This window comes from Streptomyces pseudoechinosporeus (genome assembly GCF_054783935.1).
Genome location: NZ_BAAGPS010000011.1, coordinates 242,961 through 265,856, shown reverse-complemented (window position 1 = coordinate 265,856; position 22,896 = coordinate 242,961). Strand labels below are relative to the sequence as shown.

The 22,896-nt window shown below is 69.1% G+C and carries 20 protein-coding genes and 1 pseudogene; 8 read left to right on the top strand and 13 right to left on the bottom strand.

What is annotated here, in order from left to right:
• Nucleotides 1-66 precede the first annotated feature (66 nt).
• The 4 genes from ACYVO6_RS17650 to uraD are packed head-to-tail and all read right to left on the bottom strand — an operon-like array spanning nt 67 to nt 3,236.
• Nucleotides 67-1,440: an 8-oxoguanine deaminase gene (locus tag ACYVO6_RS17650; protein ID WP_461062313.1), complete on the bottom strand. Its 1,374-nt coding sequence runs from the start codon at nt 1,438-1,440 to the stop codon at nt 67-69.
• Between the two features lie 36 nt (nt 1,441-1,476).
• Complete coding sequence (pucL, locus tag ACYVO6_RS17645; protein WP_461062311.1) at nt 1,477-2,370, bottom strand: factor-independent urate hydroxylase; 894 nt, start codon at nt 2,368-2,370, stop codon at nt 1,477-1,479.
• Nucleotides 2,371-2,376: 6 nt separating this feature from the next.
• The gene (gene uraH / locus ACYVO6_RS17640) at nt 2,377-2,718 is read right to left on the bottom strand and encodes a hydroxyisourate hydrolase (protein WP_461062309.1); all 342 of its coding nucleotides are present in this window, start codon (nt 2,716-2,718) and stop codon (nt 2,377-2,379) included.
• The gene (gene uraD / locus ACYVO6_RS17635) at nt 2,718-3,236 is read right to left on the bottom strand and encodes a 2-oxo-4-hydroxy-4-carboxy-5-ureidoimidazoline decarboxylase (RefSeq protein WP_461062307.1); all 519 of its coding nucleotides are present in this window, start codon (nt 3,234-3,236) and stop codon (nt 2,718-2,720) included. Before uraD ends, uraH begins: the two co-directional genes overlap by 1 nt.
• A gap of 560 nt (nt 3,237-3,796) precedes the next feature.
• Between uraD and ACYVO6_RS17630 the strand changes: the two genes are divergently transcribed.
• Complete coding sequence (locus ACYVO6_RS17630) at nt 3,797-4,000, top strand: cold-shock protein (protein ID WP_033318262.1); 204 nt, start codon at nt 3,797-3,799, stop codon at nt 3,998-4,000.
• A 348-nt stretch (nt 4,001-4,348) separates the two neighbouring features.
• On the top strand, nt 4,349-4,744 hold the full coding sequence (locus ACYVO6_RS17625) for a DUF2267 domain-containing protein (protein ID WP_461062306.1): 396 nt from the start codon (nt 4,349-4,351) through the stop codon (nt 4,742-4,744).
• 591 nt (nt 4,745-5,335) lie between these two features.
• Here ACYVO6_RS17625 and ACYVO6_RS17620 read toward each other — a convergent pair.
• Together ACYVO6_RS17620 and ACYVO6_RS17615 are read right to left on the bottom strand one after the other, a co-directional pair.
• Nucleotides 5,336-6,415, bottom strand: coding sequence for an endonuclease/exonuclease/phosphatase family protein (locus tag ACYVO6_RS17620; protein ID WP_461062304.1), 1,080 nt, complete (start codon nt 6,413-6,415; stop codon nt 5,336-5,338).
• Nucleotides 6,416-6,438: 23 nt separating this feature from the next.
• On the bottom strand, nt 6,439-7,110 hold the full coding sequence (locus ACYVO6_RS17615; protein WP_461062302.1) for a M15 family metallopeptidase: 672 nt from the start codon (nt 7,108-7,110) through the stop codon (nt 6,439-6,441).
• 87 nt (nt 7,111-7,197) lie between these two features.
• Here ACYVO6_RS17615 and ACYVO6_RS17610 point away from each other — a divergent pair, with 87 nt between their 5' ends.
• Both ACYVO6_RS17610 and ACYVO6_RS17605 read left to right on the top strand, forming a co-directional pair.
• Nucleotides 7,198-7,893 (top strand): response regulator transcription factor, encoded by a 696-nt coding sequence (locus ACYVO6_RS17610; protein ID WP_461062300.1) that lies wholly within the window; start codon nt 7,198-7,200, stop codon nt 7,891-7,893.
• Nucleotides 7,886-8,995 (top strand): sensor histidine kinase, encoded by a 1,110-nt coding sequence (locus ACYVO6_RS17605; protein ID WP_461062298.1) that lies wholly within the window; start codon nt 7,886-7,888, stop codon nt 8,993-8,995. The genes ACYVO6_RS17610 and ACYVO6_RS17605 overlap by 8 nt, the downstream gene beginning before the upstream one ends.
• A gap of 110 nt (nt 8,996-9,105) precedes the next feature.
• Here the strand turns inward: ACYVO6_RS17605 and ACYVO6_RS17600 are convergent, their stop codons facing one another.
• The 7 genes and pseudogenes from ACYVO6_RS17600 to ACYVO6_RS17570 all read right to left on the bottom strand — a co-directional run bounded on the left by ACYVO6_RS17600 (nt 9,106) and on the right by ACYVO6_RS17570 (nt 18,898).
• The gene (locus ACYVO6_RS17600; protein WP_461062296.1) at nt 9,106-9,483 is read right to left on the bottom strand and encodes a helix-turn-helix domain-containing protein; all 378 of its coding nucleotides are present in this window, start codon (nt 9,481-9,483) and stop codon (nt 9,106-9,108) included.
• A complete protein-coding gene (locus ACYVO6_RS17595; RefSeq protein ID WP_033324615.1) occupies nt 9,480-9,731 on the bottom strand; it encodes a YkoF family thiamine-binding protein in 252 nt (83 codons plus the stop codon). The genes ACYVO6_RS17600 and ACYVO6_RS17595 overlap by 4 nt, the downstream gene beginning before the upstream one ends.
• A gap of 156 nt (nt 9,732-9,887) precedes the next feature.
• A pseudogene (locus tag ACYVO6_RS17590) lies at nt 9,888-10,283 on the bottom strand (tyrosine-type recombinase/integrase); the annotation flags it as partial.
• A gap of 644 nt (nt 10,284-10,927) precedes the next feature.
• On the bottom strand, nt 10,928-13,348 hold the full coding sequence (locus ACYVO6_RS17585) for a SpoIIE family protein phosphatase (protein WP_461062294.1): 2,421 nt from the start codon (nt 13,346-13,348) through the stop codon (nt 10,928-10,930).
• An 866-nt stretch (nt 13,349-14,214) separates the two neighbouring features.
• On the bottom strand, nt 14,215-15,876 hold the full coding sequence (locus ACYVO6_RS17580) for a type 1 periplasmic-binding domain-containing protein (protein ID WP_461062292.1): 1,662 nt from the start codon (nt 15,874-15,876) through the stop codon (nt 14,215-14,217).
• A complete protein-coding gene (locus ACYVO6_RS17575) occupies nt 15,873-18,146 on the bottom strand; it encodes a hypothetical protein (protein ID WP_461062290.1) in 2,274 nt (757 codons plus the stop codon). The genes ACYVO6_RS17580 and ACYVO6_RS17575 overlap by 4 nt, the downstream gene beginning before the upstream one ends.
• On the bottom strand, nt 18,143-18,898 hold the full coding sequence (locus ACYVO6_RS17570) for a hypothetical protein (protein WP_461062288.1): 756 nt from the start codon (nt 18,896-18,898) through the stop codon (nt 18,143-18,145). Before ACYVO6_RS17570 ends, ACYVO6_RS17575 begins: the two co-directional genes overlap by 4 nt.
• A gap of 279 nt (nt 18,899-19,177) precedes the next feature.
• Here ACYVO6_RS17570 and ACYVO6_RS17565 point away from each other — a divergent pair, with 279 nt between their 5' ends.
• The 4 genes from ACYVO6_RS17565 to ACYVO6_RS17550 all read left to right on the top strand — a co-directional run bounded on the left by ACYVO6_RS17565 (nt 19,178) and on the right by ACYVO6_RS17550 (nt 22,896).
• A complete protein-coding gene (locus ACYVO6_RS17565; RefSeq protein WP_461062286.1) occupies nt 19,178-20,245 on the top strand; it encodes an RNA polymerase sigma factor in 1,068 nt (355 codons plus the stop codon).
• A 123-nt stretch (nt 20,246-20,368) separates the two neighbouring features.
• On the top strand, nt 20,369-21,310 hold the full coding sequence (locus ACYVO6_RS17560; protein WP_461062284.1) for an ABC transporter ATP-binding protein: 942 nt from the start codon (nt 20,369-20,371) through the stop codon (nt 21,308-21,310).
• A complete protein-coding gene (locus tag ACYVO6_RS17555) occupies nt 21,307-22,077 on the top strand; it encodes an MlaE family ABC transporter permease (protein WP_344393848.1) in 771 nt (256 codons plus the stop codon). Before ACYVO6_RS17560 ends, ACYVO6_RS17555 begins: the two co-directional genes overlap by 4 nt.
• A 3-nt stretch (nt 22,078-22,080) precedes the next feature.
• Nucleotides 22,081-22,896 carry an MlaE family ABC transporter permease gene (locus ACYVO6_RS17550; protein ID WP_461062281.1) on the top strand — a complete coding sequence of 272 codons (816 nt, stop codon included), beginning with the start codon at nt 22,081-22,083 and terminating at the stop codon, nt 22,894-22,896.

The window sequence follows — 22,896 nt, the reverse complement described above, 5'->3', positions numbered from 1 at the left end:
AGCCCGTCCGGCGTTTGAGGCTACCGGCCGAGGGCCGTCCCCCTCGGCCGGAGATCTTCAATCTGCTCAGCCCTGCGCGGCGATCCGCGCGAGGCGCTGGGCCTCCGCCCGCGTCGAGCGGGCGATCGCGTCCTCGTCGACGTGCAGCAGGCGGCCGTTCTCGGCGATCTGCCTGCCGCCCACGAAGGAGGCGGTGACCGGTGCCGCCGCGCCGAAGACGAGGGCGGTGACCGGGTCGGCGATCGAGGCGTGGGCCAGGGTGTCCAGCTTCCACAGCACCAGGTCGGCGAGTTTGCCCGGCTCAAGGGAGCCGATCTCCCTTGCCCTGCCCAGGACTTGGGCACCGCCGTAGGTGCCGAGACGCAGCGCCTGACGGGCGTTCAGGGCGGCTTCCCGGTGTGCGCCGAGGCGGTTGATGAGGAGCGCGTTGCGCAGTTCGGTGTGCAGTTCCCCCGACTCGTTCGACGCCGTGCCGTCGACGCCGAGGCCGACCGGGACGCCGGCCGCCAGCATGTCGGGGACTCGTGCGATCCCGGCCGCCAGCCGGGCGTTGGACGAAGGACAGTGGGCCACGCCCGTCTTCGTACGGGCGAAGGCGGCGATGTCGGAGTCGTTCATATGGACGCAGTGCGCCATCCACACGTCCTCGCCGAGCCAGCCCGTGGACTCGAAGTAGTCGGTCGGGCCCATGCCGAACAGTTCCTTGCAGAACTGCTCCTCCTCGACGGTCTCCGAGCCGTGCGTGTGCAGCCGTACGCCCTTGCGTCGCGCCAACTCCGCGCCCTGCTGCATCAGTTCGGTCGACACCGAGAACGGCGAGCAGGGCGCGACCGCGATCTGCGTCATGGCGTCGAAGGAGTCGTCGTGGTGTTCGTCGACGGTCGCCTCGGTGGCGGCGAGCGCGCCCTCGATGGTCTCGACGGCGAAGTCCGGCGGCAGACCGCCGTCCTTCTCACTGCGGTCCATGGAGCCACGGGCGAGGGTGAAGCGGACGCCCGTCTCGCGGGCGGCGCGGATGATCGCGCCGGACAGGTCGCCGGAGCCCTTCGGGAAGACGTAGTGGTGGTCCATCGCGGTGGTGACACCGCCACGGGCCAGCATGGCGAGCGAGCCCTGGGCCGCCGTGTACGTCATCTGCTCATCGATGCGCGCCCAGGTCGGGTAGAGCGCGACGAGCCAGTTGAAGAGGTTGTGGTCGGTGGCGAGGCCGCGGGTGAGCCACTGGTAGAAGTGGTGGTGCGTGTTGACCAGGCCGGGCGTCACGAGGTGGCCGGTCGCGTCGATGCGGCGTACGACGTCCTCCAGGCCCTCGGGGGCTTTGCCCGCGCCGAGCGACTCGATGCGGTTGTCGGCCACGACCACGTACCCGGAGGCGTACTCGGTGTCGTCGGCGTCCACGGTCGCGATCGCGCAGTTCTCGATGACGATGCGCTGGGCCATCGTTCGTCTCCTACTTTCCGTACGTCCGTGTCCGCGTCAGAGGTTGCTGAGGTCGACCGGGATGTGCGCCTCGCAGCCGTCCCGCAGGACGGTGGCCTCGATCAGGCCGTACGGGCGGTCGGCGGCGAAGTACACCTCGTTGTCGTTCTTCAGGCCGAACGGCTCCAGATCGACGAGGAAGTGATGCTTGTTCGGCAGCGAGAAGCGGACCTCGTCGATCTCGTCGCGGTGGTCGATGATGCGCGCGCCCATGGCGTAGAGCGTCTGCTGGAGCGAGAGGGAGTAGGTCTCGGCGAAGGCCTGGAGCATGTGCTTCCTGACCTGCTCGTACGACGTCTCCCAGTCGGGCATCTCCTGTTCGTCGTCGGTCCAGTTGAACCGCCAGCGCCCGGAGACCTCGGTGGCCAGGATGCGGTCGTACGCCTCGGGGAGGGTCGTGTACTTGTCCTTGACGTAGCCCCAGAACTCGGAGTTCGTCGAGTTCATCACGACCAGGTCCTTGAGGCCGGAGACGACCTCCCACTGCTCGCCGTCGTACGTGATCTGCGTGAGGCGCGTCTCCTGGCCCTTGCGGACGAAGGAGTGCGCGCCCTCCCCGGAGTTCTCGATGCGCTCCCAGGCGTATTCCTCGATGCGGATGCGGGCCCGGTGGATCGGTTCCTGGCTGGTCACGAAGTGGCGGGCGAGGTGGATGCCGAACTGCTCGGCGGAGTCGATGCCGTGTTCCTTGGCGAAGGCGTACACCGTGTTCTTGGTGGTGTCGGTGGGCAGGACGTTCGCGTTGGAGCCGGAGTAGTGGACCTCGTCCATGTCGCCGCTCAGCGACACCGAGACGTTGAGGTCCTTGATGTGGTGGGTGGCACCGTCCCGCGTGACTCGTACGACTCGGTTCTCGGCCTTGCCGTACTGGTTCTGTCCAAGGATGGGCATCGGGCACTAGCTCCCTCGGTATACGGAGTAGCCGAACGGGTTGAGCAGCAGCGGTACGTGGTAGTGCTCGCCGGGCGTCACGGTGAAGGTGACGGTGACCTCCGGGAAGAACGCATCCTCGTCCCGGTGCGCGGAGAGGTACGCCTCGGTCTCGAAACGGAGCCGTACGTGTGTGGTGTCCGGCGGCAGTGCCGGGAGGTCCTTGCAGCGGCCGTCGGCGTCCGTGGCGGAGGTGCCGAGCGCCGTCCACTCGGCGCTGCCGCGTGCCGACAGCGCGACGGGCACGCCCTGGGCGGGGCGGCCGATGCTGGTGTCCAGGATGTGGGTGGACACCGATGCGGTACTCATCAGTCGTCGTCCTGTTCTTCTACGAGTCGGGCCAGGCGGATGCGGTTGATCTTGCCCAGCTCGGCGCGGACGATCTCCCGCTCCTGCTCCGGCGAGTTGCCGATCCGTACCTTCACCGCATCCCGCATCTGCTCACCTGTCAGGCCGGTGGCGCAGATCAGGAAGACATGGCCGAACTTCTCCTGGTACGCCAGGTTCAGCTCGAGCATCTCCGCCTTGAGCTCCGCGGAGGCGCCGGCCATTCCGCGCTGCTCACGCGAGCTCGTCGGGTCCCCGGGCTTCGGCCGCCCGATCGGCGGGTGCCCGGCCATCGCCTCCGCCAGGTCCGTGCTGGTCAGCTCGGCCATGGCGGCGTCGCTCGCGGCGAGGAGGTCGTCGAGGGCCTCGTACGGGCGCCGGGCGAGCAGTCGCCCTGCCCACGCCGTCGAGGCGCACACCTCGTGGAGGGCGGCGAGGGCGGCGTGCTCCTCCAGGGCGTTGAAGCGGGCGAGGCCACCGGGTGTCGTACTCGAAGTCACGGGGCCAGCTAACGCTCTCGGAGAACTCCACGTCAACAGTTTGTTGAAAGATTCGGGTGCCGGTAGGCAGCTCGTACCAGCCGCCTACCGGCGTGTGTGCAAGCTGTTCGTGGTGTCCGGCGGACCGGCGATCGCAGCGAGCTGCAGCTTGGCCTCGTCCGCGCTGCCGGGTGCGGCGGTCATTGAGGGGCCTCGCGTTTTCCGGACAGGTGTCTGACCGTCTATTTCACGCGGTGATTCGCAACTTCTCGTACTCGGCGTGGACTTCGCATGGAGGGCGGTAACTCGCTCTTGCAGTCACACCAGTGGACAAGCCGGATCGCCGCGCGGACCTCCCGTCCCAGGTGACAGCCGGGGACAGAGGTACGATCCACGGCCGCATCGATAGCGGCTGCCGACTGCGCGGTGTAGCGTCGATATCCAGCAGTCGTGGTTCCGAAGTCTCGTTCGCCCGTGATCACGATCATGGGCGTTCTTGCTGTTCAGCGCTTCTCCGGACCAGGGCAGTCACCTCCCGGGCCTGCAGGGTGCGAGCCCGGGGTTCCTCGAAGGAGCAGGCCATGGCCAAGGGCACCGTGAAGTGGTTCAACAGCGAAAAGGGCTTCGGCTTCATCGAGCAGGAGGGCGGCGGACCCGACGTCTTCGCCCACTACTCCAACATTGCCGCTCAGGGCTTCCGCGAGCTGCAGGAGGGGCAGAAAGTCGAGTTCGACGTCGTGCAGGGCCAAAAGGGCCCGCAGGCGGAGAACATCCGCCCGGCGTGACCACAGCGCCCCGCAGGACCGGATGGAAGGCCAGCGCTGGGGCACGTATCAGGTGAGATCACCGTCTCAGCTCAACGTGAAGCGGCTGGCGAGGAACGAGCAGCCCCTACGACGCCGGCGTGCTGCGCCTGACGATCCCGGTCGCCGGGCAGGCCAAGTCCCGCAAGATCGCCGTCAGCGCCGGTCAGGGCTGCCGGCAGATCAGCAGCGGACCGCCGAAGTCCCCGCCGGTCGGGTCATGTCCGTGCCCCGGCCCCGGTGATTGCTGCGCCCGGGGCCGGGGCGGCCGTCGGCCGCGGGCGGGCCGGCCCGTAGCACACATGCCGCACGCCGATGAGGGAGGCCACCGTGGCCATCGCATGGGAACCGTTCCTGGCCCAGGTCCAAGAACGCGGCGAGTACACCACCACGCGGGAGGCCGAGCGGGTCACCCGGACGGTACTGGCCACCCTGGGCGCCCATCTGCTCGGCTCCGAACGCAAGAAACTCGCCGACCAGCTTCCGGCCCAGTGCCAACCGCTGCTCCTCGAACCGCTGCCGGCGACCAAACCGCTCAACCCGCACGAGTTCGTCGAAGCCGTCGCCCTGCTGATCGAAGGCGCAACCCCTGAGACCGCCCGCTGGGACACCGGCGCCGTCCTGAGCACCCTCGCCGACATTGCAGACAAGGACCTGCTGCACGCCATCCTCACCCAACTCCCACCCGGCTACGCACTGCTGTTCGGCCGCTCCGAACTGGCCTGAGGGCAGGCGTCACGAAGCCCTCGACGCCGCCTCGGGCAACCTGCCTGCGGGACCTGGACATCGCGGTACGACGGTTCAAGAACCGCTCGGACATCTCCAACACCCTCCACGAGCTGTGGCGGCAGCTGGAGACCGGATCGGAGGTGGCCGAGGCGCTGAGCGAACTCGGCGCACTGAGCCGGGAGGCATCCGACGTCCTTCAGGGCCCGCCGCCCTCGCCGCGGTAGACAGCCGATGGGTGCCGCACTGCTGCGACCCCGCTGTACGGCGGCGCGAGGTCGCGAGTCGAACGCGGCGGCATACGGCGCGCCCCGGAAAGGTTCCTCGGCCTCGTCGGCGGCAGATGGCGCAGTGGTGCCGTCGCCGAAGCGGGCCTCGGTGCGCCAGGACGGCTCGGGTTCATCGGGGAAAAGGCGGTGCAGCGGCCGTACGAACAGGGGGGTCAGCCGCCAGGCGGCGAGCAGCACCCCGATCGGCACCACCAGGTGCAGCAGCCCGCCGAGGATTCCCGGGGGCACGAACGTGTCCAGCAGGAGCGCCGCACCCAGAGCTGCGGGAGGCGCGGGACGGATCCGGAGGCTTGCGCGGTGTTCACCAGCTGATTCCGGCCGCCACCGGCAGGTGGTCGCTGCCCGTCTCCGGCAGCGTCCAGGAGGTGACCGGCTCGACGCCCTTCACCAGGATCTGGTCGATCCGCGCCACCGGGAACTTCGCCGGCCAGCTGAAGCCGAAGCCGTCCCCGGCCGCGTCCTGGGCCGAGTGCAGCTGTGAGGTGATGCCGGCGAACGCGCGGTCGTCCATGGTGCCGTTCAGGTCGCCGAGCAGCACCACCCGCTCGTTCTGCTCGGCGGCGAGGGCCTCGCCGAGCGCCTGCGCGTTGCGGTCCCGCGAGTCCGTCCAAAAGCCCGCTCTGGGATTCACCCGTACCGACCCCAGGTGGGCCACATACACCGCCAGCGGCCCCTGGTCCGTGGCCACCGTGGTGCGCAGCGCCCGGTTGTAGGCCATCTTGACCTCGGCCGGCTTGGTGTCCCCCAGCGGCCCGACGTCCTGCTTGATGTCGACCGCCTTGGTGTCCGACAGCGGCAGCCTGCTCCACAGCCCGACCGTGCCCTGCACCGTGTGGTACGGGTACGCCTTCGCCAGCTCCTTCTCGTACGTGCCCCGGGCCTGCTCGGTCATCTCCTGCAGGGCCAGCACGTCCGCACCGGAGGCGGCCAGGTCGCGGGCGGTGTCGGCCGGGTCGGGGTTGTCGGCGCCGACGTTGTGGCTGGCCACGGTGAGGTCGCCGCCCGGGTGAGACTTGTCGCTGAGCAGCCCGCCGAAGAGGTGCAACCACACCATGACCGGCAGCAGCAGCGCGGCCACCGCGGAGGCGGAGCGGCGCCAGAGCGCCCCGGCAAACAGCACCGGGATGAACAGGCCGAACCAGGGCAGGAAGGTCTCCACCAGGCTGCCGAGGCCCCCGATCCGGTTCGGGATCTCAGCGTGCAGCAGCATGAGCAGGCCCAGCAGCAGCGCCAGCGCCGCGAGCACCGGGCCGCGCTTCCAGGGCCCCGGCCGGGAGCCGATGCGGATCGCCCGGCGGATGCCCGCGCGCCAGGTATCGGCGCCGGTATCCCGGCGGTCGGCGCCGCCCTGCCCGGTCTCCGCCGTGTCCGCCTGCGCCATCGTCAGTCCTCGCTCACCGCCGGTCACTGCTGCATCCTCGGGTCCTGGGTGGGGTCGGCATACATACGCGGGCAACCACGATCGATCGCTTCGGTGCGCAGTTCGTAGTGCCAGGGTTCGTTCCTGTAGATCTGGCAGAGCCCGTACTCGGCACCATGTTCGGACAGCCACGCCGTCGCATCGGAGCGCCCGATGTCGACCGCGTCCCCCGACACGTGAGGAGACGTCGCCGCGGTGGCCACCCATCGGGCGGCCTCGTCTTCGGACCCGTACTTGGAGACCGCCTCGCGAAGAAGCTGATTCTGGTACTCCGGGGAACGCCAGCCGCTGTTGACGTAGAACTCGACTCCGTCGTCCGCGGCAGCCGTTGCAGCCTGGCGGAGGGCCTTGAGTAAATCTGGATCGAGGTTGGCCACAGCCGGAATCGCGTCGTCGAAGACGGTCACGCCGTCGGGGACGACACCGTCGGCCTCGCCGAGCGCACCACCTTGCTCACTGTGAAGCGGATTCGAGGGTGATGAGGGTAATGAGGGTGATGCGGCCGAGGGGGACGAGGAAGGCGAGGTGGACGAGGACTTCGGCGCCTGGCAGCCGACGGCTGCGGTGATCACTGCTATGACGGCTATCAGGTCGACGACAAGGAGCCGGCGAATCCGGCGGGTCGTTGTTCGTGCTGATGGTGGGGTTCGAGTCATACCGCCAGTCAAGGCAGCATGGTGTTGCCGGCACGTATGCGGTTTTCGATACGCCGACGATATGTGCCCACTCGTAGCCTTAAGAACATGCGTGTGTTGGTTGTCGAGGACGAGCCCTATATGGCAGAAGCCATCCGCGATGGTCTGCGCCTGGAAGCGATCGCGGCGGACATCGCCGGTGACGGCGACACCGCTCTGGAACTGCTCAGCATCAACACCTACGACATCGCCGTCCTCGACCGCGACATCCCCGGCCCCTCCGGCGACGAGATCGCCAAACGCATCGTCGCCTCCGGCAGCGGCATGCCGATCCTCATGCTCACCGCAGCCGACCGGCTCGATGACAAGGCCTCCGGGTTCGAACTCGGCGCCGACGACTACCTCACGAAGCCGTTCGAGCTGCAAGAGCTCGTACTCAGGCTCAGGGCACTCGACCGCAGGCGTGCACACAACAGGCCGCCCGTGCGAGAGATCGCAGGCCTGCGTCTGGATCCGTTCCGCCGCGAGGTCTACCGCGACGACCGCTACGTCGCGCTCACCCGGAAACAGTTCGCTGTGCTCGAAGTCCTCGTCGCCGCCGAAGGCGGTGTCGTCAGCGCCGAAGAACTCCTGGAACGCGCGTGGGATGAGAACGCAGACCCGTTCACCAACGCCGTGCGCATCACGGTCTCGGCCCTGCGCAAGCGTCTCGGCGAACCCTGGATCATCGCCACCGTGCCAGGCGTCGGCTACCGCATCGACACAGCACCCGGCACCGGACGTGAGGGACGAGACCGTGGATAGGCAGCCTGGTTTGAGCGTTCGGGTCAAACTCACCCTCAGCTACGCCGGGTTCCTCATGCTGGCCGGTGCCCTGCTGATGGCGGCGGTGTGGGTGTTCCTCCTGAGTTATGTCCCCGAACGTGCGACGCTCACCAACGCCGACCCCGACCTTGATGGTGTTTTTCCCATCCGGTCCCAACTCCTGCGCGTCTTCGCTCCGAGGGCAGCCGCAGTGATGGCCATCCTGCTGGTCTTCGGCCTCGTGGGAGGGTGGTTCCTCGCCGGCCGCATGCTCGCCCCGCTGACCCGCATCACACACGCCACCCGCATGGCCACGAACGGATCGCTCTCCCACCGAATCCGGCTACCGGGCCGCAAGGACGAGTTCCGCGAACTCGCCGACGCCTTCGACACCATGCTCGTGCAGCTCGAAGCACACGTCGCCGAACAGCAGAGATTCGCCGCCAACGCCTCGCACGAGTTGCGCACCCCGCTCGCGGTCTCGAAGGCACTTCTCGACGTGGCCCGCACCGATCCGAACCACGACACCGGCGAAGTCATCGACCGTCTGCATGCCGTCAACAGCCGGGCGATCGACCTCACGGAGGCACTGCTCCTGCTCAGCCGCGCCAACCAGCGGTCCTTCACCCAAGAACACGTCGACCTGTCCCTCCTGGCGGAAGAATCCACCGAAACGCTCCTCCCCCTGGCGGAAAAGCGCGGTGTCACCATCGAGACCTGCGGCGACATCACCCCCACGATCGGATCGCAAACGCTCCTGCTGCAGCTGACCACGAACCTCGTGCACAACGCGATCGTCCACAACCTGCCCGAACAGGGCACCGTGTGGGTGAATACCAGCGTCCGCCCCAGGACTGTGGTGCTCACTGTCGAGAACACCGGCGAGAAGCTCACCCCACAGCTGGTCTCGACACTCACCGAACCATTCCAACGCGGTACCGAGCGCATTCACACCGACCACGCGGGCGTCGGCCTCGGCCTGGCAATCGTCAAAACCATCACCCAGGCACACGACGGAACACTCACCCTCACCCCGCGCTCTGCCGGCGGGATCCGCATCACTGTGGAACTACCCGCGATGTCCCCGCACGCCGACAGGTGAAGAATCAGGGAATTGATGCGCGGCCACCACAGTAAATCTGCGACAAGATCACTGGGGGCAAGGGCCTGAAATCCCCACAGAAGCCACCGTCATTATTTCGAGAATTCGGATCAGTTGCCCTTCGCCGCGTTCTCCCTGTTCAGGTAGTTGTAGACGGTGAAGCGGCTTACTCCGAGGGCGCTTGCGACGGTTTCCACGCCGTGGCGTACGGAGAACGCTCCGCGTGCCTCGAGTATGCGTACGACCTCCTGCTTGGCCTTGCGGTCGAGTTCGGCCAATGGCTTGCCCTGCTTGCGCTCCAAGGCCGCCAGGATGTGGTCCAGGGAGTCGGCGAGCTGCGGCAGGCGTACGGCGACGACGTCGGTGCCCTCCCAGGTGAGTACGACATCGTCCTCGCCGGCCTGGTCCGGCGGGAGCATCTCGCCGCCCATGGCGTCGACCAGCGGCTTCACGGCCGTGATGAAGGGCTCGTCCCCGGTGCCGGTCACGCCTCGCCCTCCGCGATCACGTTGAACTGCAGCGAGATCCGGGTGGCGCCGGACTCCAGGGTCTTGCGCAGCAGGGCGTCCACGGCGGTGAGGACGGCGTCGGCGCTGCCCTCCGCCGTGTTGCCGAACGGGCCGACGTCCACCGCGTCCAGCTCCGCCGCCTCAATGACCTCGCGGGCTACCAGCGCGTGCGGCGGCGCCTCGTCGAGGTCGAAGGGCTCGGTCGTGAACTCCACTCTCAATCGCATCAATCTCACTGCACCCCATGACATCGGCTCTGACCTGCGCGTTCTCTCAGTCCTCCGGCCGAGAGGGCACATCCGGGGCACATTCCCCGTCAGAACACCGAACGCCCGGTCCACCGCCGCCCTGGTCCGTTCCTCCGACTCAGGGAAGAGATGGCTGTAGACGTTCAGGGTCATCGCGGCGTTGGTATGCCCCAGTCGCTCCGACACGACCTTAACGGACTCCCCCGCGGCGATCAGCAGAGATGCATAGGCATGCCGCAGGGCGTGGGGCCCGGTGCCCTTGGGGATCTTGGCCTTAGCGACGACTGGCCGCCAGATCTGCTCGTAGAAACGGGACGAGTGGATTGACTCATCCTTTTCATTCTGAAACAGAGAATCTTCGTCCTTAACAGGGAAATTATTGAGATGCTGTGCGATGTCATAACAATTCCGTGCAGTGGGACCCTGCGTGGGGGTGCCGCACTCTGCGGTGATCCTCGGTCGGCAGTTCTGGCACCGGGTCCGTCGGGCAGCCGGTTCACGAGGGGCTTGCGCCGGCCGCAGCCGACGCACTCCTCCAGGTTGGCGGGCTGCCTGATCATGCAGTTCGGACACAAGGGCCGGCCCTCGGCGTCTCGAGTGGCGGGCTCACGCACGGCGCCGGAGCAGGGGACGGTCGCATGGCGAGCGAAGCAGGCCTGGCAGATCCTCTTTTCCCTCCAGTAGCTTGGACAACGCCACCTCTCAGCGGCGAGGGCAGGCAGGTCGAACGACCTTGGTCGCCCCGGCCTCGACGAGCTCGTTGACAAACCGCAGAGACGGCCGGGGTGTGGGCTTCGTAGCCGGCGCCGGTCAGCAGCTCGGGGCGGGCGACGACGGCCCAGGCCAGGCGGCGCTGTCCTGCAGGCCGGACGGGCTCGCCCGAGCGGCCAGCACCGCGCACGACGTGCGCCACGGCGCCGCCACCCAGCCTTTCCGCCAGCATCGACATCAAGATCGTGTCCGAGATGCTCGGCCACAGCACCGTCCAGATCACCCTCACCTACGGCAGGACAGGTGCCACTACCGCATCACCGTCCCTCTGTCTCGTCCCTGCATCCCCTTCAGAGTCCCTCTGGACTCCTCAGCCGTCGTATCCCCCGACCATCTCGGGAACTGGCTGCTCAGTGCTTCGTCGACCGACCGGACGATGAGGGGCAGGACCGCGCGCCGGATCGTCAGGCGGGAAGTGGCTGCTCGGCCCAGATGGTCTTGCCCCGTTCGCCGTACCGAGTCCCCCAGTTCTGCGTGAGCTGGGTGATGAGGTAGAGACCGCGTCCGCCCTCGTCCGTGTCCTGGGCCCGCCTCACGTGGGGGGAGGTACTGCTGCCGTCCGACACCTCACAGATCAGGTTGTGGTCCCGGATCAGGCGTAGCGTGATCGGCTCGCCGCCGTAGCGAATCGCGTTCGTCACCAGCTCGCTGACGATCAGCTCAGTGGTGAACGACTCCTCCTCCAGCCCCCACCACGCCATCTGCTGTGCCGTCAGGTCCCTCGCCCGGCCGACCATCTTGTCCTGCGCCTCGATCTCCCAGGTGACATGACAGTCCGGAGCCAGGCCGCTCACCCGGGCCACCAGGACGGCCACGTCGTCCTGATGGCCCGGCGGAAGCAGTTCGCGGATCAACGTGTCGCACACCTCCTGCGGTGTGGCCGACGCAGGAGTGCGGGAGAGGTTGTCGCGCATGCGGCGCAGCCCGGTGTCGAGATCCTGTGCACGAGACTCCAGTAGTCCGTCGGTGTAGAGGACCAGGAGGTCCCCGTCGCCCAGTGTGATCTCGCGCTCTTCGAATACGACACCGCCCAGGCCCAATGGCGGGCCGCCGGGCAGGTCGACGAAGTCGACACCGCCGTCCGCCGACACCACCGCCGGTGGCGGATGGCCGGCGCGTGCCAGGCGGCAGTGGCGCGACACCGGGTCGTACACCGCGTACAGGCAGGTCGCTCCCGTCACCAGGGACCCTTCGTCGCCACGCTCGTCGAGGAAGCGGTTCATCTGGTCATCCAGGCGGGTGAGGAGCTCATCGGGGGACAGATCGAGATCCGCGAGAGTGCGTACGGCGCTGCGCAAGCGGCCCATGGTCACAGCCGACTGCAGATCGTGTCCGACCACGTCGCCCACCACGAGCGCCACCCGTGCGCCGGACAGGGGGATCACGTCGAACCAGTCGCCGCCCAGCCCTGTGTGCTCGCTCGCCGGCAGATAGCGGGACGCCGCCCGCACTGCCGACGGCGACGGCAGCCGCTGGGGGAGCAGACTGCCCCGGAGAATCAGTGCCGTCGTCCGCTCCCGGTGGTACCGGCTGGCGTTGTCGACGCACACCGCCGCGCGGGTCACGATCTGCTCGGCCAGCAGCACGTCGTCGGGCTCGAACCGGCGGGGATTGCGGGAGCGCATGAAGACGGCGGTGCCGAGCGCGACACCCCGGGCGAGCATGGGAACGAGAAGCCAGGAGTGGATTTCCGGCCCGCCGACCGGCGAGTGGCAGGAGCGGACGGCGGCGGGACAGGTGCGCAGCTGCTCGTCCGCAAGGAGGACGGACTCGCCTCTCGCAAGGGCGTCGAGGAACGGCGAGCCCGCCACCGTCGCCCGCGCGTCGGGGCCACCCACCATCCCGGCCCCGTCCGGACCGATGTCCTCGGCTGCTCCGCTGCATGCGGCCCGGCGGAGCAGCGGGGGACGCGGCTGCCGGTCGCCGGTCGGCTCCCCACCGGGGAAGACCGAGTCCAGTAGGTCGACGTAGCAGATGTCGGCAAAGTGGGGCACCGCGACCTCGGCCAGTTCCCGGGCCGTGCACCAGAGGTCCAGGGTGGTGCCGATCCGGGTGCCGGCCTCGTTCGCCAGTACCAGCCGCTCCCGCGACCGGACCCGTTGGGTCACGTCGGAGACCACATGGGCCAGCGCGATCACCGTGCCGGACGGGTTCCTGAGGGGCAGGATGGACTCCGACCACACGTAATCGCGTGGCGAATTGGGTACGGGGTGGCCGACGACTTCGGTGTCGATGAGGGCCTCGCCGGTTTCCAGCACCCGCCGCTGCCGGGCCTCGAGGGCATCGATGTCCAGCAGGCCGGGCGGGGCCATCTCGCGCATCGTCCGCCCGGAGTACTCGTCGCCCCGGAACACTCCAGCGCGTCGCTGCGTGAGGTTCTGGGCGACGAACCGCAGCTGTCTGTCGAAGAGGTCGATGTGGAACGGGGAGTCGGTGAACAGTCCCTTCAGCAGGGCGCGCCCGAACTCGTACGTGCGGAACGCCTCGGTGCCGATCGCCTGCACGAGCCACTGACGTTCACCGTTCACAGACGTGAGGGAGCGCACCCAGACCTCGGCCTCCAGCGGATCCCCGCTTCGCCGCCGCAATACCAGAGACCGCCGACGGGCACCCTCGTCCCACCGCCGGACGATGTCCGCTGCGTCAGCAGGGTCGTAGAGGAGCTCGTCCGCACGACGGCCGAGGATCTCCCACGCCGGGTAGCCGAGCATCTGCCGGGCGCCCGGCCCCCAGGACGCCACTTGGCCGCGGGCGTCCAGCAGGGCATCCGCCTCGCCCCCGGGCTCCGGGAGCTCACCGACGCCACGGAAGGTGATGTCGCGCATTCTCCACCTCGCACATCCGCAGCACACTAGACATCTGGGGCGCTTTGTAGCATTGACCTATAAAAGGATACTGACGGGCGTAGCGACCACTCTCGGCGCTCAACGGTGTCGGACGGATACGATCCGTCGGTGGGGCACCGGGACCTCGGTCGGCTCCCGGGCCGTGGCTCACCGACGTCCACTAAGGAGGTGCCCGCCACCGCCCGGCTGCGCCGGACACCCGACGGCGATCCCGTCGGCCAGGATTGTGTGGCGCCGTCGCCACTCGGATATGACGAACGGTGCCCATGCGGCGCTGGCTGCACGCACCTGTCAGACCACCAACGAATGCGCCCACACCGCGCCGGGCCTGACGAGGCGAAGAACACGCCTCACCACCGCAGAAGAGTAGCCCCGGCAAAGATCTTCATTTGCGAGCGTAATTGCCATCCTTCATCCATGTAACTCCGCGGCCGCCGGCGCCTCACACCACTTGAGGCACAGCAAGTGCTGGCCGCGCATCCGTCACAGACACCTCTCGGACACATCGAGCTGACCACTGCGGTCGGCTCCCTAGACACCCTCTGTCGCACGCCCCAGCAGCCCGAGCCCCGAACCGGCACCCCGGCCCCGCCGACCGCACAGATCACACAGAACTCGCCTCCGACCTGCCTCCACAGGGCACATCCAGGGCATACACGCAGAAAACACCGCGAAGTGACGAGAACAAGTGAGGGGAGATTCTGCAGGTCAGAGCGGATCAGCGCGCGTTCGCGCAGGTCAGAGCCGCGCCGCAGGACTCCACTCTCAATCGCACGCGCTCAACCTAACGCGCCCGGAGCGGTCACGGGGAGCCACGATCGGATCGGGCTCCGCCCGCTGCCGGGTCACGGGCGGGGGCAGGTGGTCTGCCCCGGCTCCTGGTAAGTCCGGTAGAGCGGCGACTTGTCCCGGCGCTCCTTCGGGAAGGTCACCACGGGTACCGGTTTGCACACCGGCCACAACCCGGCCGCCGCCTCGTGGCGGGTGCCCTCATCCGTCCCGATGCTCTCGTCCGCGAAGGTGAAGACACCGCTCGCGCCCGGTACGCAGCCCGCGGCGCAGTGGTCGCCCGGGCTGCCCTGGCGCAGCGCGTTGTACACGTCGTTGTGGTCCACGCGGTCGATGCCGCTGTTGCGGGCCGCGGCCACGGCGCTGCCAACGGCGCTGAGGGCGTCGTGGTACATCACGGCGTAGCCGTCGTTGAGGACATTGGCCTTCTCCCTGCCGAAGTACTCGTCGTAGGACTTGGCGAAGGGCGCGAAGGCCTTGGGGACCTGGTCGTCGCCGCTGCTGGACGCACGCCAGCGGGGTGCGTCGACGGCGGTCGCGGTCACGATCTCGATGTTGTTCCGCTCGGCGATCGCGCGCATCGAGGCGGTCTCGGTGACCGGGTCGCGGCCCGTGCTGACGCGCAGGATGCGCATCGGCTCGTCGTCCGGTCCCCGGTCGCAGGAGCGCGTCTGGTCGATGGTCTCCAGGAAGGGCGGCAGGTCCGCGTCACGGCCGGCCAGGAACACCGTCCGGGTGCCGACCGCGCACATCGCGAGCACCGCCCGCCCGAAGATCTGCGAATGGCCTTCGGGGGTCCCCTTGATGCCCTGGTACGTCTCGGTCCGCCGTTGCACCTCGTCGTCGGTGATGCCGTACTGCGCGCCGAACTCCTGCCGGAAGACGCGGCGGAGGTTGGTGACGTAGTTGTCGGGCCGCTCGTCGGCGATCATGAAGGTGTCCTTGCGGTTCACCTTGTTCGCGCTCACATAGCGCTTGAGGGCGTCGACGAGCTGGTCGGTGGAGGGCGAGACCTTGAAGAGGTAGGGGTGCTCCATGTCGCGGGAGCTGAGCACCGCGCTGACGGCCGGGATCTTCGCGCGCCCGAGTCCCTGCTTCACGGAGGCGAGCGTGGCGTCGTCGCTGTTGGGGAGGCCGATGGCGGCGACGAGGGGAGCCTGGCCGCCGAGCCGGGAGGCCAGTTCGTCGGTCACGGTCCGCCAGTGGCTCAGGTCCTCGCCGACATTGGCGAAGAGGAGCTGGATGGCGCTGTGGCCGGTGGCGGGCCCGTTGTTGTGGCCGCGCTGGGCGAGGTAGGCGCCCTGGAGGGAGTGCCGGATCAGGTCTTTCGACATGGCCGCGCCACGGGTCCTTGAGGTGTACGGCATGACGACGGCGACGCTCACGAGGGGCTTGCCCGATGTCCGTGCCGCTTCCCGTGCCGCCTCGTTCTCGTCCTCGATCCGGCCCAGTACGTCGGCGAGATCCTGGTCGAAGGGGTACGCCTGGGCTGTGACGCCGATGCACTCCTCGCCCGCGGCGGTGTCAACGCGCCGCAGCTCCTGATCCTCGGTGCAGTAGTCGCGGTGCTCCCGGTAGGCGTCCAGCCCCCACCAGGCACCGGCTCCCAACAGCGCGGAGACCACCACCCACAGGGCCACCACATCGATCAGGCCGAGTACCCGGAAGCGCAGCCGGCTCGGCAGCCAGACCCAGTTGCGGCGGTCCGTACGGCTCATCGCGCCCCTCCCGTTCGCGGCTGGTCGCCCTGCCAGTGGCGTTCGAGGGGCCAGTCCTCGCCGTCCTTCACGGCGCGCGGCCAGCGGATGGCGGCCTGGGCGAGGACCGCGCGGCCGGTCAGATGCTGGGCGGAGAGGAAGGACAGGTCCTGGCCGATCCGGTCGACCAACGTCCGGTCCGCCTCGGCCAGTTCGTCCGCCGCGTACCACAGGGCGTGCAGAAGCCGGTTGACGGCCTGCTTCTCCAGGCCCACTTCCGGGTCCGCCTGGAGTTGCAGCCGGTCCCGGCGGCCCTTGCCGACCTCTTGGCACTGCTCGAACCAGACATCCCCCGGCGGGCGTGGCGCATGGGCCGCGGTGCGCAGGATGTGCAGCCAGTCGACCGCGTCGCCGTCGTCCCTGAGGAACTCCGCGTGCAGCCAGTCGACGACCTCCCGCGCCTCTCCCCCAGCGAGCCGGTGCCACAGGAAGCGGGACCGCTCGGCCCGTTCCGCCTGCCCCGAGCGGCCCTCGGCCCGCTGCCGGTGGTGCTCGGCGAGCAGGGCGTGCGCGCTGAACCAGTCCACCCCGCTGCCGCCGCGCCCGCTGCGCATCTGATGCACCAGCAGGGCGCGCAGAAAACGGTCCGTGATGAACGGCCGGCTGCCCGTTCCCCGTGACCAGCGTTCCCGCTCCAGCTGGGCGGCGGCGCCGTCGGCCGCGGGCAGGCCGTCGATCCGGCGCGGTATCCACCGCTCGGCCAGTTGTTCGGCCGCCTCCCGGTCCCAGGCCAGGGAGAACAGGCACAGCTCGTCGTGGTTCTCGCTGCCGACCAGAGTGTTGAGCAGCCGCCAGATGACGGATTCGCCGACGCCGTCGGGATGGGTCAGGTCGAGGAGTTCCTCGGCCCGCACCCACTCCCCGGTGCCTGCCTTGCGCACCACGGCGTCGCACAGCCGGCGGGCTCCCATGGGGTGGCCGCGGGTCAGATCGTGTACGGCGGTGGCGATGTACGGGTCGAAGGAGGCCCTCTCGTCGCGCTTCAGCATCCGCTCCACGTGCTCCGTGTCGAGCGGTGGCAGCGGCAGGACCAGTACGCCCGCCGAGGGAGCGCTGCCGCTGCGGGTCCACCTGGAGTTCGTGCCGACTTCGTGCAGGGAGCGGTACGTGGCCTCCGGGTAGGGGTCGTTCTCCTCGTCGGGGGCGTCGTCCCGGGTGGCCGGGTTGTCGTCGCCGCGCAGCTCGGTGGCGATCACGACCAGCTGGTCGCGGGCGTCACGGCTCTGCCGCGCCCGTTGCTCCAGGAGCAGTTCGAGGAAGTCGCGGCCGATGTCGGTGTGCACGTTGTCGAGGAGGAGCAGGGGACGCGGGGCACGGTTCGCCCGCCGGAAGGGCCCGTAACGCACATCCGCGAGGAACGCGGCCATCAGCATGCGCTCGACGCCACGCCGGAATCCGCGGCCCTGGTGGAACTCCTGGCAGAGCCGGGCCACAGCCCGCGCGCGCTCCGCGGCCGGCACCGGCCGCGGCTGCGTGGCCGCGCCCGGCGGCATACCGCGCAGCCGGTTGTCGGCCTCGCTGCGGTAGCTCTCGTACCAGCCGACCAGTTGGCGGGAGGCGAGTCTGCGCGAGCGCCATCGGTACTGCCTGCCCAGATACGTACGCACGGCCGCCTCGGGAAACGCCGCGGGGTCGGGGGTGACACCGTCCGGCGGAATGGGCAGCGCCGGGCGGAAGAGCGTGTCCCAGGTGGGGGGTTGGTCTGCGCCCGGCGGTGAGTCCATGAGAGCGGCCGTGTGCCGGTCGGCCACCCGCAGTTCGTCGTCGTTGCCGGGACGCCGGGCGGACACCACGGCGAGCAGCCCGGCGGTGGTCCGGGGAAAGCGGAGCCGCCCGAACCCCGCGACGGGACGGGACAGTTGGGTGACGAGTTCGGCCAGGACCTCCACCGCGTACGAGTTGTTGGAGATCTCCGGTCCCACTCTGGCCCGCTCCTGAAGTGCCGCGCAGTTGATCCGCGCGAACGGCACACGCGGCCCCGGCCAGGGCCCGGCGTCAGGCGCGTAGGCCTCCTTGAGATCGTCCAGCAGTGCGCTCTTGCCGGTGCCGTGCCGCCCGCTGAGCAGCACCACCGGCAGATCCTCGGCGAACTCGTGGCGGGGCCGTCTGCGGTGCCGGTCGCGTTCGAGGCCGACCAGGCGCGGCACCAGCTGCCGCAACAGGGGCTGACGCGCGTACGCCTCCGGAATCTGGCCCTCCGGCACGAGGGCGGGGCCTGCGGGATCGCTCATCCCAGCCTCAGCATCGACTGGATGATCTCCGAAACCATGCCGGAGGCCATGTCCCTGCCCACCGATCTGGACCCGGCCTGTGCCAGGTCGCCGCTGTGCTGCAGGAAGCGTTGCAGCATGCCCGGGTCGGGCTCGGCACCGCGCCGCGAGGCGTCGGTCAGGGCCTCGGCCAGCTCGCGTACCTGTCGCAGCTCGCTGTCGCTCTCCGAGAGGTCGGGGCGGGACGCCTGCACCAGCTGGGCCAGCTGCTCGAAGGACAGGAACACTCCGGCGCCCTGTTCGGCGACGCCGACGCGCACCGGAGTGGGCAGACTCAGATGGTCCTTGGCGTACTCCAGATCCTCGAAGGCGAGCTGCCGGCCGCAGTAGAAGGCCTCCCTCGTCCAGAGGAAGGCCTCGGCGTTCGACTCGCCGCTCTGATGCTGCCCGGCCCGGTCCCACCAGGCGAACAGGGCCGCCTTGGCGTACCGGCGCCGGGCGTCCCGGTCGGCGTACGCCTCGTCCCAGGCCCGCACCTCCGCGAGCCCGGCGCCGGTCGGGCTGACCAGCGGTGGCACGGCACCGGAGTCGTTGTGCACGGCGATCCAGCCGAGTGCGGCAAGGCGTTCCACGATGCCCTCGACCAGCTCCAGGCTGCACCGCTCATGGTGTGCGTACGCGTCGCTGGCCACTCGCCGACCGGCGACACCGCCGCTCTCTTCGGCCAGCCAGAGGAGAAAACGCGCGGATGCGGCCCCCGTGTCGTCGTACACGGGGGAAAGGCCATCCGTAGGCACTGCCCGGGATCCGATCAACGTACGCCCCCAACTCCCGTGACCACCATGCGCGTTCGCCTTCCCCGAACAGCGATGTCACACACGTGGCACTTGAGCTTCCTTCACACGGGCGTGCAGCTCACGGTCCACCGACCAGTGACAGCATGGACTCGATGACCGCCTTCCCCTCCACAACCCCGGCTACCGGACGGTAATGTCGCCACCCGCCGGACGGCAGACGACACGAAACCGGCAGGTGAGCACGAAGGGGCCCTCATGGCGACGGACATGCCTGCAGAGACCATGCCTGCACAGACGTCGGCGGTCGACGACCGGTGGCAGCGCATGTGGAGCCACCGCGAGCAGCTGCTCAAGGTGGCCCGGCGCAGGTCGATGAGCCTTGAGGACGCCGAGGACGCGGTGCACGAGGCGATGCTGCGCGCCGCCGAACGCCCCGACCTGGACGACGAGCGACTCGCGGCCTGGCTGACGACGGTGACGATGCGGCTGTGCGTGGACCGCTACCGGCAGGTCAACCGCGAGGCCGAGGTCCGTACGAGCCCGACACTGATCGCACCCGGACCGGTGCCCGTCGAGGAGGCGGTGTGCGACCGGGCCGAGGCCAGGTGGCTGGCCGTACGCAGCGGCGAGCTGCCCGCGCGCCAGGCGGAGGCGCTACGGCTGAAGTCCGAGGACCTGGACGTCGGTCAGGTCGCCGTGCGGATGGGGCTGAGCTACCGGACCGTCGAGTCGCTGCTGGCCCGGGCCCGGCGCACGCTGCGCAACTCACTGGCGGCGACCCTCGGGGCCGCGCTGTACCTGATCGGGCGGGGGCGGCCGCACGGGGGCGGCAAGGCGCAGGCCATGGCGACCGCCTCGACGGCGGCAACCCTGGCGGTGGTGGCGGGGTTCGTGCTGCCGTACGCGTATGACGGAGGCGGGGGCGGGTCGGCTCCGCGGCCCACCGTGTCGGGGCCCGCGGAGGAGCTCCGGCCCGACGGCTCCGGCCGGGACGGGGCTCCGGACGCGCGAGAGGTCACGGACGCCACTGCGGGTCCCGAGCCCGGGACATCACCGTCGGCCGGGGACCGGTCGCTCATCCCCCTGTCCGTGCCGCCGTTGCCGGAGGTCTCGCTGCCGGAACTGCCCGCCCCGGAGGTACCACAGCTGCCACAAGCACCGCAGCTGCCCTCGGTACCGAGCGCGCCCGATGCCCCGGACCTGCCGGACACCAAGTCCCTGCGACGCGCCGAGCCCACCGCCCAGGCGGCCCCGGACACTCCGCCCGCACCGGCCGCCACGCCCACCCTCAGCGACGTACCCACCCTGAGCACACTCCCGTAGCCCCGCCTCCGCACTCCCGCACACATTCGTCAAAAAAACTCGCACTCATCGCGACGGACCCCCCGCCCCTCCCCGTAGAGCAGATGTCGGAGCTGCTCCACGGCTGGCTGAAGGGTGTACCGGATGGGTGTCGAGATCTGTGTGGAAGGGCTGACCAAGTCCTTCGGGCACCAGGTCATCTGGCAGGACGTGTCGCTGACGCTGCCCGCCGGAGAGGTCTCGGTCATGCTCGGGCCCTCGGGGACGGGCAAGTCGGTGTTCCTCAAGACGCTCGTGGGGCTGTTGAAGCCGGAGCGGGGGTCGGTGCGGATCGCCGGCCGGGACATCACCAAACTCCGTGAACACGACCTGTACGAGGTGCGGAAGCTGTTCGGTGTGCTGTTTCAGGACGGCGCGTTGTTCGGGTCGATGAGCCTGTACGACAACATCGCCTTCCCGCTGCGCGAGCACACCCGTAAGCCGGAGAGCGAGATCCGGCGGATCGTGCTCGAGAAGATGGACATGGTCGGCCTGATCGGCGCGGAGGAGAAGCTGCCCGGCGAGATATCCGGCGGGATGCGCAAACGGGCCGGGCTGGCGCGAGCCCTGGTCCTCGACCCCGAGATCATCCTCTTCGACGAACCCGACTCAGGCCTCGACCCCGTCCGCGTGGCCTACCTCAACCAGCTCATCGTCGACCTCAACGCCCAGATCGACGCGACCTTCCTGATCGTCACGCACGACATCGCCTCGGCCCGCCAGGTCCCGGACAACATCGGGCTGTTGTTCCGGCGCGAGCTGGTCATGTTCGGGCCCCGCGAGAAGCTGCTGACCAGCGACGAGCCCGTCGTACGGCAGTTCCTGAACGGCCGGATGCAAGGGCCGATCGGCATGGCGGAGGAGAAGGACGCCGCCCAGGTCGAGCAGGAGCTGGCGCAGATGGACGCCCCCACCAGAACTCCCGGCAGCCAGGTTCTGACTCCCCGCCTGCTGCCGGGCCCAGGCATCACCCGCCCGCCCCGCTGGCAGGCGATCGCGAGACGCGAGGCCGAGCTGCACCGCAGCAGGGAGGTGGCCGACGCATGAGCCTGTCGCCGACCGGAGCGCTCAGGCAGTCCGGCAATCTGTTCGCGATGGCCCTGGACGTCGTCCGGACCATGCCCCGACGCCCTTTCCAGGCAAGGGAGTTCATCCAGCAGGCCTGGTTCGTCGCGAGTGTGACCATCCTGCCGACGGCCCTCGTCTCGATCCCCTTCGGCGCGGTCATCGCCTTGCAGATCGGCAGCCTCACGCGGCAGTTGGGCGCCCAGTCCTTCTCCGGCGCCGCCTCGGTGCTCGCCGTGCTGCGCGAGGCCTCGCCGATCGTCACGGCGCTGCTGATCGCGGGTGCGGGCGGCACGGCGATCTGTGCGGACCTCGGGGCGCGGAAGATCCGCGAGGAGATCGACGCGATGCAGGTGCTGGGCATCGACCCGATCCACCGCCTCGTCGTACCCCGGGTGCTGGCCTCGATGGTGGTGGCCGTGCTGCTCAACGGTCTGGTGTCGGTGGTCGGCGTCGCGGGCGGCTACTTCTTCAACGTCATTCTCCAGAACGGCACCCCCGGCGCCTACCTGGCCTCCTTCACCACCCTCGCCCAGCTCTCCGACCTGTGGGCGGCCGAGATCAAGGCCCTCGTCTTCGGAGCGATCGCCGGGATCGTCGCCTCGTACAAGGGGCTGACCGCGAAGGGCGGTCCGAAGGGCGTGGGCGACGCGGTGAACCAGTCGGTGGTGATCACCTTCATGTTGCTGTTCGTGACGAACTTCGTGATGACCGCTGTGTACTTCCAAGTCGTTCCGCAGAGGGGCTAGTCGATGCGACTTCTCGACCGCCCACTCCGCTCCCTCGAAGAGCTGGGCACCCAACTCGTCTTCTACGGCCGCTCGTTGGCATGGACAGGCCGCACCCTTCGCCGCTACAAGAAGGAGATCCTGCGGCTGCTCGCCGAGGTGAGCTTCGGCCGCGGCGCGCTCGCCGTGGTCGGCGGCACGGTCGGGGTCATCGCCTTCCTGTCGTTCTTCACCGGCACGGAGGTGGGCCTCCAGGGCTACGCCGCGCTCAACCAGCTCGGCACCTCCAACTTCGTGGCGTTCCTGTCGGCGTACTTCAACACCCGCGAGATCGCTCCGCTGGTGGCCGGGCTCGCTTTGTCCGCGACGGTCGGGGCCGGTTTCACGGCGCAGCTCGGCGCGATGCGGATCAGCGAGGAGACCGACGCGCTGGAGGTCATGGGCGTTCCGTCGTTGCCGTTCCTGGTGACGACCCGGATGATCGCCGGGTTCGTCGCCGTCATCCCGCTGTACGTGATCGGGCTGCTGTCCTCGTACCTCGCCGCCCGGACCATCACCACCGGCTACTACGGGCAGTCGGCGGGCACGTACGACCACTACTTCCAGCAGTATCTGCCGCCGGTCGACGTGTTCTGGTCGTTCGGCAAGGTGATCGTCTTCGCCGTCCTGATCATCCTGGTGCACTGCTATTACGGCTACTACGCGAGCGGCGGACCGGCGGGCGTCGGCGTCGCGGTGGGCCGTGCCGTGCGGACGTCGATCGTCGCCATCAACGTCCTGGACTTCTTCCTGAGCCTCGCGATCTGGGGCGCCAACACGACCGTACGGATCGCGGGGTGA

Bases quoted from the DNA above. Each gene is read 5' to 3' on its own strand.
- ACYVO6_RS17650 (WP_461062313.1), bottom strand. From the start codon at position 1,440: ATGGCCCAGCGCATCGTCATCGAGAACTGCGCGATCGCGACCGTGGAC.
- pucL (WP_461062311.1), bottom strand. From the start codon at position 2,370: ATGCCCATCCTTGGACAGAACCAGTACGGCAAGGCCGAGAACCGAGTC.
- uraH (WP_461062309.1), bottom strand. From the start codon at position 2,718: ATGAGTACCGCATCGGTGTCCACCCACATCCTGGACACCAGCATCGGC.
- ACYVO6_RS17630 (WP_033318262.1), top strand. From the start codon at position 3,797: ATGGCCAAGGGCACCGTGAAGTGGTTCAACAGCGAAAAGGGCTTCGGC.
- ACYVO6_RS17620 (WP_461062304.1), bottom strand. From the start codon at position 6,415: ATGGCGCAGGCGGACACGGCGGAGACCGGGCAGGGCGGCGCCGACCGC.
- ACYVO6_RS17615 (WP_461062302.1), bottom strand. From the start codon at position 7,110: ATGACTCGAACCCCACCATCAGCACGAACAACGACCCGCCGGATTCGC.
- ACYVO6_RS17610 (WP_461062300.1), top strand. From the start codon at position 7,198: ATGCGTGTGTTGGTTGTCGAGGACGAGCCCTATATGGCAGAAGCCATC.
- ACYVO6_RS17595 (WP_033324615.1), bottom strand. From the start codon at position 9,731: ATGCGATTGAGAGTGGAGTTCACGACCGAGCCCTTCGACCTCGACGAG.
- ACYVO6_RS17585 (WP_461062294.1), bottom strand. From the start codon at position 13,348: ATGCGCGACATCACCTTCCGTGGCGTCGGTGAGCTCCCGGAGCCCGGG.
- ACYVO6_RS17580 (WP_461062292.1), bottom strand. From the start codon at position 15,876: ATGAGCCGTACGGACCGCCGCAACTGGGTCTGGCTGCCGAGCCGGCTG.
- ACYVO6_RS17575 (WP_461062290.1), bottom strand. From the start codon at position 18,146: ATGAGCGATCCCGCAGGCCCCGCCCTCGTGCCGGAGGGCCAGATTCCG.
- ACYVO6_RS17565 (WP_461062286.1), top strand. From the start codon at position 19,178: ATGGCGACGGACATGCCTGCAGAGACCATGCCTGCACAGACGTCGGCG.
- ACYVO6_RS17560 (WP_461062284.1), top strand. From the start codon at position 20,369: ATGGGTGTCGAGATCTGTGTGGAAGGGCTGACCAAGTCCTTCGGGCAC.
- ACYVO6_RS17555 (WP_344393848.1), top strand. From the start codon at position 21,307: ATGAGCCTGTCGCCGACCGGAGCGCTCAGGCAGTCCGGCAATCTGTTC.
- ACYVO6_RS17550 (WP_461062281.1), top strand. From the start codon at position 22,081: ATGCGACTTCTCGACCGCCCACTCCGCTCCCTCGAAGAGCTGGGCACC.